Source organism: Streptomyces odonnellii, assembly GCF_000981895.1.
Lineage (GTDB): Bacteria > Actinomycetota > Actinomycetes > Streptomycetales > Streptomycetaceae > Streptomyces > Streptomyces odonnellii.
This window is the reverse complement of sequence record NZ_LATD01000210.1, coordinates 1-17,302: the sequence shown is the minus strand read 5'-3', so window position 1 is coordinate 17,302 and position 17,302 is coordinate 1. Positions and strand designations below refer to the sequence as shown.

Annotated in this window: 12 protein-coding genes and 1 pseudogene; 5 read left to right on the top strand and 8 right to left on the bottom strand. The window is 71.4% G+C overall.

Annotated features, from left to right (window positions below):
- A partial coding sequence (locus WH07_RS20205) for a winged helix-turn-helix transcriptional regulator (protein ID WP_079023387.1) occupies positions 1-647 on the bottom strand: 647 nt, incomplete at its 3' end.
- Positions 648-727: 80 nt separating this feature from the next.
- Between WH07_RS20205 and WH07_RS20200 the strand changes: the two genes are divergently transcribed.
- Positions 728-1,939, top strand: coding sequence for a pyridoxal phosphate-dependent aminotransferase (locus tag WH07_RS20200; protein ID WP_046501780.1), 1,212 nt, complete (start codon positions 728-730; stop codon positions 1,937-1,939).
- Between the two features lie 524 nt (positions 1,940-2,463).
- Here the strand turns inward: WH07_RS20200 and WH07_RS20195 are convergent.
- Positions 2,464-3,195 (bottom strand): DUF7873 family protein, encoded by a 732-nt coding sequence (locus tag WH07_RS20195; protein WP_046501778.1) that lies wholly within the window; start codon positions 3,193-3,195, stop codon positions 2,464-2,466.
- A gap of 121 nt (positions 3,196-3,316) precedes the next feature.
- On the bottom strand, positions 3,317-4,465 hold the full coding sequence (locus WH07_RS20190; RefSeq protein WP_232788984.1) for a cytochrome P450 family protein: 1,149 nt from the start codon (positions 4,463-4,465) through the stop codon (positions 3,317-3,319).
- A gap of 323 nt (positions 4,466-4,788) precedes the next feature.
- Here WH07_RS20190 and WH07_RS20185 point away from each other — a divergent pair, with 323 nt between their 5' ends.
- Together WH07_RS20185 and WH07_RS20180 are read left to right on the top strand one after the other, a co-directional pair.
- Positions 4,789-5,937, top strand: coding sequence for a S1 family peptidase (locus WH07_RS20185; RefSeq protein ID WP_198533843.1), 1,149 nt, complete (start codon positions 4,789-4,791; stop codon positions 5,935-5,937).
- A 147-nt stretch (positions 5,938-6,084) separates the two neighbouring features.
- Positions 6,085-7,866, top strand: a complete 1,782-nt coding sequence (locus WH07_RS20180) for a translation initiation factor 2 (protein ID WP_232788983.1) — start codon at positions 6,085-6,087, stop codon at positions 7,864-7,866.
- Here the strand turns inward: WH07_RS20180 and WH07_RS20175 are convergent.
- From WH07_RS20175 to WH07_RS20155, 5 genes are all read right to left on the bottom strand, one after another.
- Positions 7,861-10,014, bottom strand: coding sequence for a tetratricopeptide repeat protein (locus tag WH07_RS20175; protein ID WP_052744489.1), 2,154 nt, complete (start codon positions 10,012-10,014; stop codon positions 7,861-7,863). The genes WH07_RS20180 and WH07_RS20175 overlap by 6 nt on opposite strands.
- Positions 10,015-10,018: 4 nt before the next feature.
- Positions 10,019-10,450: a hypothetical protein gene (locus tag WH07_RS20170; RefSeq protein WP_046501773.1), complete on the bottom strand. Its 432-nt coding sequence runs from the start codon at positions 10,448-10,450 to the stop codon at positions 10,019-10,021.
- Positions 10,451-10,499: 49 nt separating this feature from the next.
- Positions 10,500-11,837 carry an SWIM zinc finger family protein gene (locus WH07_RS20165; protein WP_046501770.1) on the bottom strand — a complete coding sequence of 446 codons (1,338 nt, stop codon included), beginning with the start codon at positions 11,835-11,837 and terminating at the stop codon, positions 10,500-10,502.
- Complete coding sequence (locus WH07_RS20160; RefSeq protein WP_079023386.1) at positions 11,834-14,740, bottom strand: DEAD/DEAH box helicase; 2,907 nt, start codon at positions 14,738-14,740, stop codon at positions 11,834-11,836. Before WH07_RS20160 ends, WH07_RS20165 begins: the two co-directional genes overlap by 4 nt.
- A gap of 207 nt (positions 14,741-14,947) precedes the next feature.
- The gene (locus WH07_RS20155) at positions 14,948-16,096 is read right to left on the bottom strand and encodes a slipin family protein (protein WP_232788982.1); all 1,149 of its coding nucleotides are present in this window, start codon (positions 16,094-16,096) and stop codon (positions 14,948-14,950) included.
- 225 nt (positions 16,097-16,321) lie between these two features.
- Here WH07_RS20155 and WH07_RS20150 point away from each other — a divergent pair, with 225 nt between their 5' ends.
- Complete coding sequence (locus WH07_RS20150; RefSeq protein ID WP_046501767.1) at positions 16,322-16,663, top strand: hypothetical protein; 342 nt, start codon at positions 16,322-16,324, stop codon at positions 16,661-16,663.
- A gap of 156 nt (positions 16,664-16,819) precedes the next feature.
- Positions 16,820-17,074, top strand: a pseudogene (locus WH07_RS20145) (DUF6343 family protein); the annotation flags it as partial.
- Between the last annotated feature and the right edge of the window lie 228 nt (positions 17,075-17,302).

Below are 17,302 nucleotides of genomic sequence, written 5' to 3'. Positions count from 1 at the left end.
GTGGTGGCCCCCGACACCTCGATACGGCCGTCCCGCACCCCGTCCCCGACCGTCAGCGACCCTCCGCTCAGCGCGCGGCAGGTGTCGGCGTCGAGGACGAGCCGGGCGTCGGGGCTCTCCACGGGACCGTCGCCGTACACCGGATCGCCCTCGCCGAGCCTTATGTGGAACGCGCCCTCGTCCAGGCGGATTTCCACCACGCCCTCAAGTCCGTACCCGGCGACGCCGTCCGGGCCGGGCAGCCCGTCGAGCACCGGCAGCAGCGGTACGGCGAACCAGTGCGCCCGCACGGCGTCGGTGGGCCTGCGGTCCTCCAGCGCCGGGGCGCCCCACTCGGCGAGGGCGGTGAGGACGGGCAGCAACCCGCGCCCGCGCTCGGTGAGTTCGTACACGTTCGCGGCGGCGGGCGGGGGCAGCCTGCGGCGCGTGGCCAGTTCGTCGCGCTCCATGTCCCTGAGCCGGGACGCGAGCACATCCGTGCTGACGCCGGGCAGATCGGCGTGCAGATCGGTGTAACGGCGTGGCCCCGCGAGCAGTTCACGGACGATCAGCAGGGTCCAGCGGTCGCCCACGGCGTCAAGGGCACGGGCGGTGGCGCAGTACTGGTCGTAACTTCGGCGGCGTGACATGTGGCGCAGTCTAGACATGTTGTTGGACTTTCCAAGCCCGAGCTTGGTAAAACCAAGTATCGCAACAAGGTCTGGAACGAGGTCTGGGAGGCCACCGCATGGAGTTCCGGCAGTCGAGCAAGCTGAGCGAGGTCTGCTACGAGATCCGCGGTCCGGTGATCGAGCACGCCGACGCCCTGGAGGAGGCGGGCCACAGCGTCCTGCGTCTCAACACCGGCAATCCCGCGCTGTTCGGGTTCGAGGCGCCGGAGGAAATCCTCCAGGACATGATCCGGATGCTGCCCCGGGCACACGGGTACACGGATTCGCGCGGCATACTCTCGGCGCGCCGGGCCGTCGTCCAGCGGTATCAGACCCTCGGCCTGCCCGATGTCGGCGTCGACGACGTCTTCCTGGGGAACGGAGTCTCCGAGCTGGTCTCGATGGCCGTCCAGGCGCTGCTGGAGGACGGCGACGAAGTCCTCATCCCGGCCCCGGACTTCCCGCTCTGGACGGCCGTGACGACCCTGGCCGGCGGCCGTCCCGTGCACTATCTCTGTGACGAGTCGGCGGACTGGTATCCGGACCTCGACGATCTGGCCGCGAAGATCACCGATCGCACCAAGGCCGTTGTGATCATCAACCCCAACAACCCCACGGGCGCGGTCTATCCGCGCGAGATCGTCGAAGGGATCCTGGATCTCGCGCGCCGCCATCAGCTCATGGTGTTCGCGGACGAGATCTATGACCAGATCGTCTATGACGACGCGGTCCACCACACCGCCGCGGCCCTCGCCCCCGATCTGGTCGTCCTCACCTTCAGCGGGCTCTCGAAGACTTACCGGGTGGCGGGTTTCCGTTCCGGCTGGCTCCTGGTCACCGGGCCCAAGCAGCACGCGCGCAGCTATCTGGAGGGGCTGACGATGCTCGCGTCGATGCGGCTGTGCCCCAACGCGCCCGCGCAGTACGCGATTCAGGCGGCGCTCGGCGGGCGACAGTCCATCCATGAGCTGACAGCTCCGGGCGGCAGACTGCACGAACAGCGCAACCGCGCCTGGGAGAAGCTGAACGAGATCCCGGGGGTGTCCTGCGTCAAGCCGAAGGGCGCGTTGTACGCCTTTCCCCGGCTCGACCCGAAGGTGCACAAGATCCATGACGACGAGCGGTTCGTGCTGGACCTGCTGCTGCGCGAGAAGATCCAGGTCGTCCAGGGCACGGGCTTCAACTGGCCGCGTCCGGACCACTTCCGGATCCTGACCCTGCCGTATGCGGACGATCTGGACGCGGCGATCAGCCGCATAGGCCGCTTCCTGAGCGGATACCGCCAGTGACGCAGGGCCGGGCCGAGGTTACGAAGCCGACGCTGCGGAGCTGGCGCTACGGAACCGGCACCGCGACGCCGCGACTGTGAAGCCGGCGCTGCGAAGCCCGCCGCTGCTGAAAGGAGCGGACCCGGGGGCGTAGCCGGCCCCCGAGCCCTTCAAATGCCGCCCATGTCGCACGCCGGCACACTTGAGAACCCAGGTCAGTCATGATGTCGTCGCGTCCTGCCATTGGACCACCGCGCATCGAGCTGCACGGGCCGGACTTGAACCAGCACTTCGACGTCCGGGGCCTGGGCCCGGTCGATCCGGCGATCGGCGGCGAATGCTGAGTCTGGAGCAATAGTCTGAGATTGATCGCGGTCTGCCTCTGCCAGTTGGGCTACCGCGGCCCGTCCACCCGTCCGTACGGATGTGCCGCGGGGAGGACTCGAACCTCCGCTGGAACCGCGCAGTCACGACAAGCTTCAGTTTCAGCCTGCGCTCCTCGCGCACCCCAGCCGCACAAGCAGGCGGCCGGGGAGATGATGAGGCTACCCGAACAGATAGCCGAACACAGCGTCGCCGACGCGTCGGTCGGTGACCTCGGTGCCGTTCGCCTCCTCGCGGGCGAACTTCACAGCCTCCTGGAGCTTCTCGACCCGGTCGAGAAGCTCGTTCACCCGGCGGGCCGGAAGGGCCCCGCTGAATTTAATCGTTGTCCAGTAACCGACCGGTATGTCCTCGTAGTACACCTCGACCTGCGCCGGGTGCTTCTCGGTGGCCTCGGCCTTCACATGGTTGCGCGGGACCTTCTTCGTACGGAGGGTCCGTACCGCCTCGGTCTTCCACGCGTCCGTCGACGGGTCCTGGTTCCAGGACTCCGACGCGTCCAGCACGGGCAGCTTGCGCACAAAGGTGTTGAGGTCGGTGAGCTGCTTCTCCAGGAACAGCAGATACGACACCGGCACCTCGCTCACCAGCACCCGTCCGTCGACGGTGATGTCGGCGCGCGCCGTGCAGTTCGCCCAGTCCTTGGTGGCGGTCACATCGAACAGCCTCGTCAGGGTCTTCGCGGTCTCGCGCAGTATGTCCTCGGCCTTGACCTGGACCCGGGTGGACTCGGGCGGCAACTGCTCGCCCTCCTCGTCCTTCGGCTGATACGTACGAGAGATACCGGCGAGCAGAGCCGGCTTCTGGAGGCCGTGATGGGCAGCCGTCAGGTCCTGGTGTGCCTTGGACTTGACGCCCTTCTCCACTGCGATGATCTGATTGAGTTTCGCCACGTCAGGGACGCTAGCAGGGCCGCACAACGGTGATCGAACGAATAAACGGCCGTCCCGTATACCTGCCGTCAATGCGTGCCATTCCACGTGCCATTCCGCACGTGTCATTCCATGCGTGACGTCAATAGCGGACGGGCAGTGCCATCAGCCCCCGGGCGCGCGTCGAGGCCCGCCAACGGAGTTCGTCGTACGGTACGCCGAGCGCCAGCCGCGGAAAGCGCTCCAGCAGCGCGGTGAGAGCGATCTCGGTCTCCAGCCGGGCGAGCGGCGCGCCGAGGCAGTAGTGGATGCCATGGCCGAGGGCGAGATGGCCGGCCGTATCGCGGTCGAGATCGAGCCGGTCGGCGTCAGGGAAACGGTGCGGATCGCGGTTGGCGGAGGCCAGGGAGAGCAGAACGGTCTCGCCCGCCGGTACGGTCACGCCGCCGATGACCAGGTCCTCGACCGGGAAGCGGCGGATGGCCAGCAGGGCGGGACCGTCGTACCGTACGAGCTCCTCGACCGCCGCGGCGGTCCTGCCGGGGTCCGCGCGGAGCGCCGCGAGCTGGTCCGGGTGGCGGAGCAGGGCGAGGGTGGCGTTGCCGATGAGCTGGACGGTGTTCTCGTATCCGGCGAAGAGGATGAGGAAGGCGAGGGACATCAACTCGTCCTCGCTGAGCCGGTCTTCGGTGGCGTCGTCCGTGGTGTCGGCGCGCCGGTCGCGGGCCGCGATCAGTGCGGACAGCAGATCGTCGCCGGGCTCGGCCCGCTTGTGTGCGAGCAGTCCGGTGAAGAAGCCGAGCATGCCGCCCACGGCCTGCTTCATTGCCTCGGGCCGCGTGGGATCGGGCGCCACCAGGGCGTCGGTCCACTCCCTGAAGTCCCGCCGGTGGCCCGCGGGCACGCCGAGCAGTTCGCAGATCACGGTGATCGGCAGCGGAGCGGCGTACGAGGCGATCAGATCCGCCTGCCCGTCGGGGGCGATGGCGTCCAGCAGTTCATCGGCCGTACGCCGGATCGGCTCGCGCAGGGTCTCGGTCCGCCGCGCGGTGAACGCCTGGGTGACGAAGCGGCGGATACGGGTGTGGTCCGGCGGATCCATATTGAGCAGGTTGGCGTCGAGAGCCGGCGGCAGCGCGAAGCCCCGGTAGTTCCCGGGCAGGGAGTGGCGCTTGTCGAGGGAGAGCCGGGGATCGGCGAGGGCCTGCCGTACGTCGTCGTACCGCGTGACGATCCAGACGGGCAGCCCGTCGGGCCCCGCGATCCGCCGCACGGGCCCGGTCTCACGCATCCGCGCGTACACGGCGTACGGATCGTCGATCAGGTCGCGCGTCGGATCGGCGGGCGCCTGGGGCGGGCTGGGCGCCGGGGCGGGAGCGGGGGCGGCGGCCGCCTGGTGGGACGGAACGGGGTCGCCGGAGGTCGTGACTGCCATGACGCCACCCTAAACAGACCGCGGAAGAGCCCAACCGGGCAGGGGGCGGCCCGGGTTGTTCATTGGCATGGACCTGCCCATGATCCTCGGATACGCTCCGGCTGGCGCCGACTGAGAGCGCTCTCAGTCGGCCACTGTTCCACCCCCACGATGCTGGAACAACCAGAAGGGCCAATCCCTTGAGACGCACGACAGTGATACGCACCGGCCTGTCCGCCCTCCTCGTCCTGGGCACCTGGGCCACCGCCGGCCTGGTTCCCGCGGCCGCCGCCCCCGCCCCGGCCACCACCGAAGCGCCGGCCTCCGCCGGTCTGCTCACCGCGATGCAGAAGGACCTCGGCCTCACGAAGAGCCAGGCCGTGGCACGTCTCGCGGCGGAGAAGACCGCGACGGCCGTGGACGGCAAGGCGCGCCGCGCGGCGGGCCCGTCGTACGGCGGCTCCTGGTTCAACCCGGACAGCGGCACGCTGACCGTCGCCGTCACCAGCGCCGGGAAGGCCGACGCCGTACGGGCGACCGGCGCGGCCGTACGTCTGGTGAAGCACAGCGCGCGGCAGCTCGACGCGGCGAAGGCGGCCATCGACGCGCTCGACGCGCCGGCCGGTGTCGCGAGCTGGCATGTCGACCCCAAGGCCAACAAGGTCGTGGTGAACGTCGTCGCCGCGGAGAAGAACGACAACGATGTCGAGGCCTTTGTCGCCCGCGCCCGGCAGGCCGGTCCGGTCACGGTCGTGGAGACCGCCAAGGCCCCGCAGACCTTCGCCGCGGGGACCGTCGGCGGCGACCCGTACTACACGGGCAACGTCCGCTGTTCCATCGGCTTCTCCGTCTACGGCGGCTTCGTCACGGCCGGCCACTGCGGCCGGGCCGGCGCCGGTGTGAGCGGCTGGGACGGCTCGTACATCGGCAACTTCCAGGGGTCGTCCTTCCCCGACAACGACTACGCGTGGGTGAATGTCGGCAGCGGCTGGTGGACCGTCCCGGTCGTCCTCGGCTGGGGCAGCGTCTCCGACCAGTTGGTCCGCGGCTCCAACGAGGCCCCGATCGGCGCCTCGATCTGCCGCTCCGGCTCCACGACCCACTGGCGCTGCGGCAATGTGCTGGCCAAGAACGAGACCGTCAACTACGCCCAGGGCGCCGTCCACCAGATGACCAAAACGAGCGTCTGCGCCGAGGGCGGTGACTCGGGCGGCTCGTTCATCAGCGGCGACCAGGCCCAGGGCGTCACCTCGGGCGGCTGGGGCAACTGCTCCACCGGCGGCGAGACCTGGTACCAGCCGGTCAACGAGATCCTGAGCCGCTACGGCCTGACCCTCCACACGGCCTGACCTCAGGACCCACCGGCCTGACCTCAGACCCACCGGCCTGACCTCAGGCCCGACGGCCGAGGCCTGCCGCGGCGCGGGGCTCCCTCCGGAGCCACGCCACCGCCGCGGCTCTGGGGACGCCGTGAGACGGCCCGGTAATCTCTCGCCGTGCCGTCTCACCGCCCTCAAGCGCCCTCGCCCGTCCGGGAGAGCGGGCTCACGGAGCGGGTCGAACGGACCGTCCTGTACGCCGTACGATCCGCAACCGCGCTGAATCGGCTGCTGGACGCCCTCCCGGTCTTCGCCGGGGACCCCCGTGTGCGGCCGGTCTTCACCCTTGTCCCCGGATCCGACTTCAGTACGGACGCGCTCGCCGTGCTCGACGGCGCCGGAGCCCGGACCGTCCCCTGGGCGGAGGCGGTGCGCGGCGGGCACGATCTCGTGGTGGCGGCGAGCCCCAACGGCCCGCTCCATGAGCTGCCGGGACCGCTCGTACTGCTGCCGCACGGCGCCGGATTCAACAAGCGGCTCCCGCACTCCTCCGCCGACGACTCCGCTTCCGGACTCCATCCACGCCAGCTTCTGCGCGGCGGGGCGCCGCTGGCCTCGCTGCACGCCCTGGCGCACCCCGCCCAACTGGCCAGGCTCGCCCAGGAGTCGGCGGACATGGCCGACCGCGCGGCCGTCGTCGGGGATCCGACGCTGGACCGGATGCTGGCGTCCCGCACCCGCCGGGAGCGGTACCGGAACGCGCTGGGCACGGGCGGGCGCCGGCTGGTGGTCATGGTGTCCACCTGGGGGCCCGAGTCGCTGTTCGAGCGGCGGCCCGAGCTGCCACGGCGGCTGACCGCCGAGCTGCCGTACGACGCCTATCAGGTGGCCCTCGTCCTGCACCCCAATCTGCACAGCCGGCTGGGCGAATTCGCCCTGCGCCAGTGGCTGGCCCCCGCGTCGGCCGCCGGACTGCTGCTGGCACGGCCGTACGAGGAGTGGGCGGCCCTGCTCACCGCCGCGGACTGCGCGCTGACCGACCACGGTTCCGCCGCGCTCTATCCCGCCGCCCTGGACCTGCCCCTGATCGGCTGTTACGAGGGCGGTACGGAACTGCTCCCGGCCAGCCCCATGGCCGGACTCCTCGCCCGCATACCCCGATTAACGATGGACGAGCCGCTCGCCCCGCAGCTCGACTCCGCCGTCGTCACGCACCGTACGGGCGACACCAGTGCCCTCGCCGCCACCGCCTTCGCCGAACAGGGCCGCTCGCTCGAACTCCTGCGCGCCCGCTGCTACCGGCTCCTCGGACTCGAACCGCACCCCGGCCCGGTCGGCGTCCGGCCGCTGCCGGTCCCCAGGATCGGCCAGGAGCGGCCGTCCGCGTTCGCGGCGCGGGTCGAGGTGTGCGGGAACACGGTGTCCGTGGCCCGCCACCCGCTGAACAGCGGTCCGCACGGAGGGCATGTGGCCGCGGAGGACGGTCTCGCGGCGACACAGGAGATGCGGAGCGCCGGGCTCATCCACCGGCGGGCTCGCGCCGCGACCGCCCGCGAACCGTACGGGTCCGACGCGGCATGGTCGGACACGGGACGGTCGGACACGGGACGGTCCGACGGGGCGTGGTCCGACGCGGTGTGGACCGTGGCCGGCTGGACCTCGTACATCCTGGAGCACTACCCCGCCTGCCGGACCGCGGCCGCCGTGCTCTCGCACCGCCGCTGCGTACTGCGCCACGACGGTTCCGCACTGCTGGCGGTGAGCATCACGGCCGGCCCGTCGCAGCCGGAACCGCTGGTACGGCCCGATCCCGCGGCCGTCCTCTCCGCCGTCCACGGCTGGCTCGACGCCACCCCGGATCCGGCTCTGCCCACGACCCTCGACTGTCTGGTGGGCGGCCGTCCGGTGCGGGTCCTGGTGACGTACGCGACGGACGCCGACGCGCACGCCGAACTATGACCCCTCGGGCCCATCGGACTCCGTGGCCTCCGAGGACTCCGAGGACTCCGTGGGCTCCACACCCGTCTCAATACGCAGTTCGCGGGCGCGGACGCGGTGCCGCTCGGCCGCCTCCCTATCACCGGTCTCCGCTGCCAGTACGGCGAGTTCGGTGTGAAGGTCGATCTGGTCGTACGCCGATCCCCGCGCCCGCTCATGGGTCAGCGCGTCCTCGTACGAGGTGACGGCCTGCTCGGTCCGGCCCAGTTCGCGGTGGGTACGGGCCAGCTCGGCGGCCGTACGGCCCATCATCCGGAGATGGCTCTGCTCTTCGGCCAGCCGACGCGCTTCCTCCAGCTCCGCTCGGGCCTCGGACAGCCGGCCGGCGGCACGCAGCGTCCGGCCGAGCAGAAAGGTCTGAAGCAGTACGCCGTAGGAGTTCTCGATCACGCGGTGGATGTCACGCGACCGCCGGAAGTACGCGGCGGCCTCGTCCCGCTGTCCTCGCCGGTCGAGGTATTTGCCCCGGAACTCCAGGGCGGAGGCGTGCAGTTTCTCCCCCGGGACCACCGACTCCGCCGAGAGCACCGCCTGCCGTGTCTCCGCGTCCGCCGCGTCCGCGTCAGCCGCCCGGCCGGTGTTCCAGAGTGCCTGGGCGAGCTGGCAGCGCATCCGGATCAGGCCTTTCGCGGCCCTGGGCGAGCCGTCGCGCTGCGCGCAGTCCCGGCCGATCCCGAACGCCCGGACCGCGGCCTCGTGGTTGCAATGGTCCTCGTAGTGCTTCCACAGCGGTTCGCAGAGGGACCAGGCATGGGTGTCCTCGCCCAGGTCCCGGGCGACCGTGACCAGTCCGTACAGCGCCATGCGCTCCGCGTCGAGCCAGGTCCGGGCCCGCACCGCGTCCGCGAACACCGCATCGGGGGCATACGGAAGCCCGGCCACGGTGTCGGCCTCCCGCATTCTCTTCTCCTGGATCGCCCGGTCGGCCCGCTCCGCCTGCCTCCGGTACCAGACGAGCAGCCGCCGCACCCCCTCCTCGGTCTCGGCCGGGTCGCCGTGCCGGGTCGCACAGCGCAGGGCGTGGGCGTGGAGCAGACTGTGCATCCGACGGCGGCCCTGGCGGGGCGACATCGCCAGCAGTCCGGCGTTCACGAGTCCGTCGAGCGCGTCCTCCGCGTCGTCGAGCCCCGTCCCGAGCAGGGCGGCGGCGGCTTCGAGCGTGATGTCGTAGCCGGGGTGGTACGGCAGCAGCCGGTAGAGGCGGGCGGCGGGCGCGGCGAGCGAACCGTACGAGGCGTTCCACACCGCTTCCACCACGGTCAGGCCCTTCTCGTGGAGGTCCTTCGTGAGGTCCGCCACGAGCCGTTCCATCCGCCGGGTGGGATACGTGACGAGCAGCTCGCCCGCGGCGTGCAGGGCCACCGGGAAGCCCGCGCAGAGCCGCGCGAGCGGGACCAGCGTCTGCGCGGACTCACCGGTGCGTCTGCCGTCGCTGAGCTTCCGGAGGACCGCTTCGCCGTGCTCCTGCGACAGCGGCTCCAGAGCGAGTTCGAGCGCGACCTGCGGCGCCAGTCCGGGGAGCCGCTCCTGGCTCGCGACCAGCACCACCGCCTCGGCGGACACGGGCAGCAGCGATCTGATCTCGTCCGCGGACCGTACATGGTCGAGCACGAGGGCGAGACGGGTGCCCTGGGTCTTCTCCCTGTACTGGCCGACTAAGTAGCGGTACTCCGCCGACGGCCCGCCGTCCCGTACGCCGAGCCAGTGGAGCAGATGCTTCAGCAGCGGCTCATGGTCGAGGGAGCCTGCCGTGCGCCACTCGTCCAGATCCAGATACATCGCCCGGAAGCGGTCCTTGAGCCTGTGGGCGAGATGAACGACCAGAGCGGTCTTGCCGATTCCGCTGATCCCGCTGATCCCGCTGACGGTGATGACCGACGGGTGCTCGGGCCGGACGGCTTCCGCCCGCTCGCGGACTTCCCGCAGGACCTGTTCGGTCTGGGCGTCCCTGTTCTCGAACACCGGGTTTTCCACCGGGAGTTGATGTCCGGTACCGGACGGCGCGGGCCCGGCGGCGCCGTCACCGTGGAAGTGCACCTCGCCGATCGTGCCTGCCTGGATCACGTCCCGCTGGCTGCCGCCGCTGACGCTGTTGCCCCCGTCAGTCATCGTCTCAGCCCTGGCCGCCCTTGTAGATCCCGCCGGTGATGTTGCCGGTCTGGATCACCGGTTCGTGGAAGGTGCCGTCGTGGATGGTGTTGTAGACGTCGCCGGTCTGCTGAGCGGGGCGGGGTGGGGTCAACTCGTCCACGAGCGCGCGCAGTTCGGCAGCGGCTTCGGGGTCGGCACGGAGGGTGCGGCGGAGACGGGTGCGCCATTCGGCGTGGAGGTCCTGGGTTGTCTCCTCGTCGCCGTCCTGCTGGGCCGTGGTCAGTTCGGCCCGGGTCGTCTCCAGGTCGGCCTCGACCGATTCCGGGGTCGCCGTGCCCCGGGCCGCGAAGAACGCGACGACCCGGTCGCGGGCCCGCGTCCAGCCGTCCGTCGCCATCTGCTGGACGATCGTCGTCGCTCCCGCTGTCGCCAGTGCCACCAACTCGGCTTCCACCGAACCCCCTTGGACCGCTGATCGATATGGAGAAACTAGCCTAGCGGGGTCACCTTCCCAGCAGCGCTGTGAGCGCGCCGACCGGATCCGTGTCGGGGGTGCCGCGCGGCCACCAGTCCTCGCGGTCGCGGTCCGACTCGTATCCGTACCAGAGGCCGTCACGGCCGAAGCGGAGCTGGAGCGAGGGCGTGGAGAGCTGGTTGCGCCAGGGGCGGAACTGCGGGAAGTCCGCGGCGGACAGGGCGGGGCGCGCCCGGTCGAAGGGGCCCGCGGGCGGATCCCACGGCTCTTCCAGTACGGCGAGTCCCGCGAGGCCGCCCTGGCGCCAGGCGGCGACGGCGCGGGCCAGATCGGTGGGGGTGCGGTCGAGGGCGGCGGCCAGATCGCGGTAGAGGGCGCGGGTGGAGGCGGTGAGTCCGGAACCTGGGTGGGCGGCGGCCAGCCGTACCGCGTCCTGCCACGGGGTGAGCGTGCCGACCGGATCGAGACCGGTGGTGAGGAGCGTGTGCGCGCGTGATGCCGCTTCGGTGGCGAGCAGGTCGAGCGCGAGCGGGTCGGGAGCGCCCGGCGCCTGCGGATAGACCGGCGGGCGGCCCGGCTGCGCGGGCGCGGGAAACGGCGGCGGCAGTGCCGGGAGCACCCGGGGAGCGAGGACGGCGGCGGCCGGGACCATGGGCATGGGCGGTGGCGCCGAGGTCCGTTCCGCCGCGGAGCGCGCGGCGTTGCGCCGGGTCAGGTCGGCGAGGATCTCGCTCTCGCCCCGGCCGCGCATCAGGAACAGCACGAAGGGGTCCTGATCGAGCAGGCGCGCCGTCTGATAGCAGAGAGCGGCGGCGTGCTTGCACGGATAGCCGTCGTCCGGGCACGAGCAGTCCGGGGTGAGATCGCCCGCCGACGGCAGCAGGTCGGCCGTCGCGGCGAGGGCGTGCGGCATCTCCTTGTCCAGGAGTGCCGCGATGTGGTCGGGACGGGCCGCCGCGGCGTCGAGCAGGTCCTCCCAGCCCGTCTCGTCGAGCGTGCGGAGACGGATCTCCGTGCGGTACGGCCGGGGCCGTGAGCCGTGCACATACGCCATGACCCGGCCGGGCGTGACGGTGATCGCGTCGACGAGCCCCCTGCCCGCGTAGGCACGGCCGCGCTGGAGGCGCGCCGGGTCGAGCGCGGAGTCCTCCATGGACTCCACCCAGGCATTGCCCCACCAGGTCAGGGCGAAGTCGCCCGCCCCGCCGGGTCTGGGCGGCAGCGCCGGGAACGTACGGCGGTGGTCGTCGTGCCGCGGCGCACGCGCCGGGCGCCCCCCGCGCCCGGCGCGGGAACCACCCGGGGCTCGCGCGGCGCGCGGGGTGCCCGGGGCGTACGGGGTGCCGGGGGTGCCCGGGGTCGTCATGACAGCCTCCGCAGGGAGACCAGGTCGGTCAGCTCACGGTCGGTCAGCTCGGTCAGGGCCGCCTCGCCCGAGCCGAGAACCGCGTCGGCGAGGGCCCGCTTGGACGCCAGCATCTCGGCGATCCGGTCCTCGACCGTGCCCTCCGCGATCAGCCGGTGGACCTGGACGGGCTGGGTCTGGCCGATGCGGTACGCGCGGTCCGTCGCCTGCTCCTCCACTGCCGGGTTCCACCAGCGGTCGAAGTGGACGACATGGCCGGCCCTGGTCAGATTGAGACCGGTGCCCGCGGCCTTGAGGGAGAGGACGAAGACCGGGATCTCGCCCGACTGGAACCGGTCCACCATCCTGTCCCGCTCCGCCACGGGTGTACCGCCGTGCAGAAGCTGGGACGGGACGGCGCGGAAGGCGAGATGGGCGGAGAGCAGCCGCGCCATGGTGACGTACTGCGTGAAGACCAGGACCGAACCGTCCTCCGTTAGAATCGTGTCCAGCAGCTCGTCGAGCAGGGCGAGCTTGCCGGAGCGGCCGGCCAGCCGGGCCGGGTCCTCCTTCAGATACTGCGCGGGATGGTTGCAGATCTGCTTGAGCGAGGTGAGCAGCTTCATGACGAGGCCCCGGCGCGCGATGCCCTCCGCCGCCTCGATGGCCGCCATGGTCTCCCGCACGACCGCCTCGTAGAGCGAGGCCTGTTCCCGGGTGAGGGCGACGGGGTGGTCGCTCTCGGTCTTGGGCGGCAGCTCGGGCACGATGCCGGGATCGGACTTCTTTCTGCGCAGCAGGAACGGCCGTACCAGCCGGGACAGACGCTCCACCGCCTCGGCGTTCTCGACGTCCTTGACGCCCGCGCTCTTCGCGTTCTCGGCGTTCTCCACGATCCGGGCGTGGCGGGAGCGGAAGGCCTTGAGCGGGCCGAGCAGACCAGGGGTGGTCCAGTCGAGCAGCGCCCACAGCTCGGAGAGGTTGTTCTCCACGGGGGTGCCGGTCAGCGCGATCCGCGCGGGCGACGGGATCGTACGGAGCGCCTTGGCGGTGGACGAGAACGGGTTCTTCACATGCTGCGCCTCGTCGGCGACGACCATGCCCCAGGTGTGCCCGGCGAGCGTCTCGGCGCTGCCGCGCATCGTGCCGTAGGTGGTGAGGACGAAACCGCCCCCCACCTCGTCGAGGGTGCGCCCGGCGCCATGGAAGCGGTGGACGGGGACTCCGGGCGCGAAGCGGTTGATCTCGCGCTGCCAGTTGCCGAGGAGCGAGGCGGGGCAGACCACCAGGGTGGGTGCGCTGCGGGCCCGGTGCAGATGGAGCGCGATGACCGTGACCGTCTTGCCCAGGCCCATGTCGTCCGCGAGACAGCCGCCAAGGCCGAGCGAGGTCATCAGATCCAGCCAGGCGAGCCCGCGGAGCTGGTAGTCGCGGAGTGTGGCGGCGAGGGCCGGTGGCTGCGGGACGGGGGCGTGCTCCCCGGTGAGCCGGTCGCGCAGAGCCGCCAGCGCGCCCGTCGGGACCGCCTCCACCGTCTCGCCGTCCACCTCCGCCGTTCCGGTGAGGGCGACGGCCAGCGCGTCGACCGGCTCCAGCAGGCCCAGTTGGCGTTTGCGCGCCTTGCGGACGAGCGCCGGATCGACGACGACCCACTGGTCGCGCAGCCGCACGATCGGGCGGTGCGCCTCGGCCAGCTCGTCCATCTCCCGCTCGGTGAGGGGATCGCCGTCGAGCGCCAACTGCCAGTTGAACGCGAGCAGTTCCTCGCTGTCAAAGAACGGTGTGCCGTCCGTGGCCGAGCCCGGCGCCGACTGGCGTACGACCGCAGCAGCCGTGAGCGTACGGGCCAGCTCCCTGGGCCAGTGGACGGCGACGCCCGCCGCCGCGAGCCGGGTGGCCGCCGGGCCGAGCAGTTCGTACAGCTCGTCCTCGGAGAGGGGCAGCGCTTCGGGTACGTCCAGCTCCAGCAGCCGGGCGAGCGGGGTCCAGACGCGCGCGGCGCGGCGCAGGGCGAGCATCGCGTCGATACGGGCGCGCGGGCCGAAGCTCTCGTCACCAGCGCCCGCCCACAGTCCGGCCGCGTCGATGACCAGCGTCGGGTCGGCCAGGCTGTGGACCTGGACGAGGGCGGCCCCGGCCCGCCGGACACCACCGGCGTCACCGGCCTCCTCGCCTGAGCCCGCGCCCGGTCCGGAGTGATCGAACATCTCGTACGCGGAGAGATCGAGCCGCAGCGAGATCCGTACCCCCGCGTCCATCCCCGCCGCCGCCTCCGCGGCCCAGGTCCTGGCGCCCGGGAGATGCTGTGCCGCACGCGCGGCGAACGGCGCTCCCGCCGCGTACGCCGCGGCCGGGGTACGCGGCAGCGAGTCGGCCACGGCGTCGAGGAACGCCCTCACCAGGGCTTCGGGATCCGGCAGTCGGAGCGGCCCGGGGCCGGGAAAGGGCACGGCGTGCGCCTCGGGAGGCATGGCCGCGGCGATGGCTCTCAACTGCGCGATGTCATCGGCGTCGAGCGGGCCCGCCCGCCAGGCGTCGTGGTCGGAAGCGGTGAGGCCGGGCAGCAGTCTGCCGCGCGCGGCGAGCTGGAGGGCGTGGAGCGCGGCGGCACCCCAGCAGGCCGCCGCCGGATGGGCCGTCTTGTCACGCCTGGCGCGGACCAGCAGCGGAACGGCCTCGACGACGGGCAGCAGCACCGCGGGAACGGTGCTCGTCCGTACGCCCCCGTCGCCTCCGTCGCCATCGCTCCGCACGACCGTCAGCTCCTCCGTCGCGGCAGGCGGCTCTCCGTCCGGAGCCCAGAAGGCGACCCGCCCCTCACGCGGCAGTCCCGCGGGCAGGAAAACGGCCGCGCAGCGCGTGAGTCCGGCGGTCTCCGCGAGTCCGGCGACCGTGGACGGCCCGGCGACCGTGGACGCGGGCATGGCACGCACGGCCGATTGTGCCAAGGTATGCACGATTTGCTTCACAGCCGTCGACTCCTTCCCGCCCGGATCCGATTACCTCTGCGAGTCTAGGCGGGGGGTCTGACAACGGTCCCCTGAGCGGCGTTTCCGCAGCTCAGGGGTGTACGGGGAAGCATATGGGCGATGGCGGCACGGACGGGACACACCGGGCCGGAGCGCGGAGCGTCAGAGGGGGTCCGACGCGGGGCTGGGCGTCGGCACGGGCTTCTGCCGTGCGGCCGCCTCGTCCGAATCCGAAGAACCGGCAGAACCGGAAGAGCCGGCAGAACTCGAAGAACCCGAAGAACCGGTCGAAGTCGAGCCACCCGAGCCGTCAGGACCGCCGGAACCGCCCGCCGACACCTCCCGTACGGCCTCCCGTACCGCCTCCGTCCGCGCTCCTCCCGAAGCGGACGGAACCGGTACGGGAGCCGAAGCCACAGCGGCAGGCCCCGAACCCGCCCCCGCAGCGGACCCGGCAGCCGCAGTACCCGTAACAGCACCAGCGCCAGCGCCAGCGCCCTCATCGGCCCCGATCGCGCCCGAGACCGCCTTCACCGCCCGTGCCGCCTCGGCCGGTGTGGCGCGTTCGAGGAAACGCAGCAGCTCCACCGGGAAGGGCAGGACCAGCGTCGAGTTCTTCTCGGCGGCCACCGCCACCACGGTCTGGAGCAGCCGCAACTGAAGCGCGGCGGGCTGCTCGGACATCTGCTTCGCCGCCTCGGCCAGCTTCTTCGACGCCTGAAGCTCCGCGTCCGCGTTGATCACCCGGGCCCGCCGCTCACGGTCCGCCTCCGCCTGCCGCGCCATCGAGCGCTTCATGGTCTCGGGCAGCGACACATCCTTGATCTCGACGCGGTCGATCTGTACGCCCCAGCCGATCGCCGGACTGTCGATCATCAGCTCCAGGCCCTGGTTCAGCTTCTCGCGGTTGGACAGCAGATCGTCCAGATCGCTCTTCCCGATGATCGACCGCAAGGACGTCTGCGCCATCTGCGAGACCGCGAAGCGGTAGTCCTCGACACGGATCACCGCGTCCGCCGCGTCGACGACCTTGAAGTAGATCACCGCGTCCACGCGCACGGTGACGTTGTCCCGCGTGATGCCGTCCTGCGCCGGTACGGGCATCGTCACGATCTGCATATTGACCTTGTGCAGTCTGTCGACGAACGGGACGATCATCGTGAATCCGGGCCCCCGCACACCCTTGCGGAGCTGCCCCAGCCGCAGGACCACGCCCCGCTCGTACTGCTTGACGACCCGGGCGGCGGCCATGCCGTACAGCCCCAGGGCACAGGCCGCCGCTATGACCGCTATGACGAGTTCCTGGACCATGACGGGCCCCCTGTCGCCGGAGCGAGCGCTGATGACGCCGGAGCGAGGTACTAATACCGCTAATAACACGGTATGCCTTGCCAGTAGCCGCCGGTAGCCCCGATCGGCCGTCTATCCCGTGCCGCCGGTGCGCGGATCCGGCAGTGTTGGTCAGCAGGGCAGTGCCGTCGGCGGGAGAGAGCCGGCAGTGGCCAGGAGAGAGCCAGCGCAGACAGAGGACCGCCCATGTCCGTGACCGATCACCGGCGCCTCGGCATCGCCCTCGGGGCCGCGTTCCTGTCGCTCTCCCTCGCGGGCTGTTCCGGCCTCGGCCGGAACGCGATGGGCGTCATCACGTACAACACCGAGCGGCATCGCGGGGTCCAGGTGTCGAACCCGCTGGTCACGGGCTGTCACCGGCTGTCGTTGCCCGGGGCGGTGGAACTCACGAACAACACGCTCGTCGATCTCGTCCTGTACCGCACAACGGACTGCACCCCTGACGGGATCACCTATGTGGCGACCACCCTGTCCGATGTGATCGCCCCCGGCTCCCACCCCTGGCTCAGCTTCCGCGTCGTCCACTGAGCGTCGTCCACGTCGTCCGCTGAACAGCGGCGACGTCCACCGAGCCGCGGCGACGTCGGCTGAACCACGGCGACAGGTGCGCCCGGACAGGGCCCGGGCCCCGGGTACACACTGGAGGGGAGGCGGTTTGCCCACCGGTTGGGAGGTGCGGGAGTCATGCGCACCGGAAGTGAGCCGGTCACCGCGCGCAGTCCGTTGCGCATGCGGTTCTGGCTGAGTGTTTGGGGCCTGATCTGGACCGGCCTCGGGACCAGTCTGTTCGCGCTCGCCGGGCGGACGGGCTGGGCGATCGCGTGCGGGGTGCTCTTCCTGATCGTCATGGCGGACCTGGTACTGGTGCTACGCCATATCCACCAGGGGCCGCACTACCAGCCCGGGCGGGACATCCCGCCGTACGAGCCCGACCAGGGCGACGGCTGGCACTGGGTCGACGGCGCCCACCACGACGAGAGCGACCGGGCCCGTCACGGCGCGCGCCAGGCGCACGACCACGGCTGGGGCAACGGCCCACGCGGCGGCCCGCGCCACGGCGCACACCACTCGTAGCGGTACGCCCGACGCGCCGACGCCCGTACGATCACGCCACCTCGTGGACCGTACGATCAGCCGCCCGGCCCTGCCCCACCCCGCCCTGCTACG

Bases quoted from the DNA above. Each gene is read 5' to 3' on its own strand.
- WH07_RS20200 (WP_046501780.1), top strand. From the start codon at position 728: ATGGAGTTCCGGCAGTCGAGCAAGCTGAGCGAGGTCTGCTACGAGATC.
- WH07_RS20190 (WP_232788984.1), bottom strand. From the start codon at position 4,465: ATGCGTGAGACCGGGCCCGTGCGGCGGATCGCGGGGCCCGACGGGCTG.
- WH07_RS20175 (WP_052744489.1), bottom strand. From the start codon at position 10,014: ATGACTGACGGGGGCAACAGCGTCAGCGGCGGCAGCCAGCGGGACGTG.
- WH07_RS20165 (WP_046501770.1), bottom strand. From the start codon at position 11,837: ATGACGACCCCGGGCACCCCCGGCACCCCGTACGCCCCGGGCACCCCG.
- WH07_RS20160 (WP_079023386.1), bottom strand. From the start codon at position 14,740: ATGCCCGCGTCCACGGTCGCCGGGCCGTCCACGGTCGCCGGACTCGCG.
- WH07_RS20155 (WP_232788982.1), bottom strand. From the start codon at position 16,096: ATGGTCCAGGAACTCGTCATAGCGGTCATAGCGGCGGCCTGTGCCCTG.
- WH07_RS20150 (WP_046501767.1), top strand. From the start codon at position 16,322: ATGTCCGTGACCGATCACCGGCGCCTCGGCATCGCCCTCGGGGCCGCG.